This window comes from Wolbachia endosymbiont of Drosophila bocki (assembly GCF_028982005.1).
In the GTDB taxonomy this organism is placed as follows: domain Bacteria; phylum Pseudomonadota; class Alphaproteobacteria; order Rickettsiales; family Anaplasmataceae; genus Wolbachia; species Wolbachia pipientis.
This window is the reverse complement of record NZ_JAPQLG010000001.1, coordinates 1-2,004: the sequence shown is the minus strand read 5'-3', so window position 1 is coordinate 2,004 and position 2,004 is coordinate 1. Positions and strand designations below refer to the sequence as shown.

Genomic DNA, 2,004 nt, shown 5'->3' with positions numbered 1-2,004 from the left:
AAATGGCTATTTTATAATGAATTTTGTCAGTAGCCACCAGATTTTTTCAGTTCCTATGCAACAAAGCCATTCCAGAGTCACGCGCTGGAATGACACCGGATAGAGCTCTAGATAACATCAGAATATCAGTTAGAACCAAAGTGGAAAAAGGCATTAAAATAGGCGATCAAGTAAAATTATCAGCAAAACTCTTCCCTCTAAAGATTGCGCCCTCGGAGTATGCATACGATTTTGCAAGAATAGCATATTACCAGAAAATAAGTGCAACAGGCTTTGCAACAAGCAAAATAGCCCTGCACAAAAAGGCTGAAGCAAGGCAATTTCTAGAGTATATAGAATCTTTCCGTCAATATATTTATGAAAACCTGCAGCAAAATATCAAGAAACCACATGCGGATATAATCTCTGCATTACTGATCGGTAAAAAAGATGGCATAGATCAAAAAACTATGGACGCGATACGAGATTCAGGTATAGCACATTTGTTTGCCATATCTGGTTTGCATTTATCATTCGTTGCTGGTCTGTTTTTTGTAGTGTTTCGTAATTTATTCGCAATATCTGAAACTTTGACTCTTAAGTATAACACCAAGAAAATATCTGCATTCCTTACTATCTTGCCAACCACGTTTTATTTGTTGATTACCGGTATGCAAATTTCTGCTCAGCGTGCCTACATCATGGTGATTTTAGTACTCGTTGCAATAATGATAGAGAGAAAATATCGAGGGTTAACAGCAATTGCGTTTGCTGCTTCAGTGATACTCTCAGTAGAACCAGAAGCAATTTTAAAGCCTGGCTTTCAGATGTCATTTTCTGCTGTTTTGGCACTGGTTGCCAGTTATCAGATTAATGCCAACAAATTATTCAAAATAAAAATAATGAAATATTTTGTGTCGATAATGATCAGCTCAGTAATAGCAAGTTTAGCAACTGTTCCGTATACGATATATAATTTTAATTATTTTTCAATTAGTGGCATTATCACAAATTTAGTTGCTATACCAATAGTTACATTAATTATTATTCCACTTGGAATAATCTATGTTTTGTTGATTCCTTTCGGTATTGAATGGATTATAGCGCCATTTATAGAGCGCCCAATTGACAGTATTTTGTATATAACAAATCCAATCGCTAGTCTTCAGTATTTGGTTATTCCCATTCGTACTTTTCCTGCCTCATCAATTATTATAATAACATTTGGGTTATTGTGGCTGTGCTTGTGGGAAAGAAATTGGCGTTTCTTCGGAATTTTCTTTATTGTGCTGGGTATTTTCTCTAGTGCTATGTATAGAACTCCTGATATCTTGATAAATGCTGATAATGTTGCTGCAAAGGAGAGTGATAACTTACTATATTCTCTCACCAGAAAAAATAGGAACTTTGTTGTCAAAACATGGGCGAAGCAAAACGGACAGAACCAAATTTTGAATCATACAAAATATAGCAACCCAGATAAAAGGCTAAAGTGTAACGATTATGGCTGCATATATAATAAAGGAAATAATAAATTAGTGCTGCTAGCTTATAAAAAAGAAGATATTTCAGAAAATTGTGATAAAGTTGATTTAACAATTCAATTAAGTGAGTTTGACTATTCAGCTTGCAACACTAAAATTATTAAACATGCTGATCTAGAAACGTATGGCACACATTCTGTTTGGTTAAGAAATCGTTACGTAAAGATTAATATAATGCGCTCCAATAGGCCTTGGCACATGTTGAAAAATTAAGAAACTTGATTTTAAGGTTTGGTTAATGTATACCTAAATAAGTTTAAATTAGAAAAATGTTATGGTTACAGACACTCAAGATCCTTTCAAAGACTATTTTGATTTTTTAGGATTTAGAAAACTTTCTGACCAGCCCAGTAGAATTTTGAGCTCTATAAGAAAGTATTCTGGTACTATATCGATAGCAAGTACCATTGCTACTCTTAGAACCTGTTTAAAATCTTCGTAATAGGAGAGAAATGAAGGAAAGGACAATCATTTGCAAGCT

At 34.0% G+C, this 2,004-nt stretch carries 2 protein-coding genes; one reads left to right on the top strand and one right to left on the bottom strand.

Translation table 11 applies throughout. The features are described from left to right. Positions 1-68 precede the first annotated feature (68 nt). Entirely contained in the window at positions 69-1,736 is a 1,668-nt protein-coding gene (locus OZD61_RS00010; protein ID WP_274979370.1) for a ComEC/Rec2 family competence protein, read from the top strand. A 93-nt stretch (positions 1,737-1,829) separates the two neighbouring features. Here OZD61_RS00010 and OZD61_RS00005 read toward each other — a convergent pair whose 3' ends face one another. Next, the gene (locus OZD61_RS00005; RefSeq protein ID WP_274979369.1) at positions 1,830-1,991 is read right to left on the bottom strand and encodes a hypothetical protein; all 162 of its coding nucleotides are present in this window, start codon (positions 1,989-1,991) and stop codon (positions 1,830-1,832) included. Positions 1,992-2,004 lie beyond the last annotated feature (13 nt).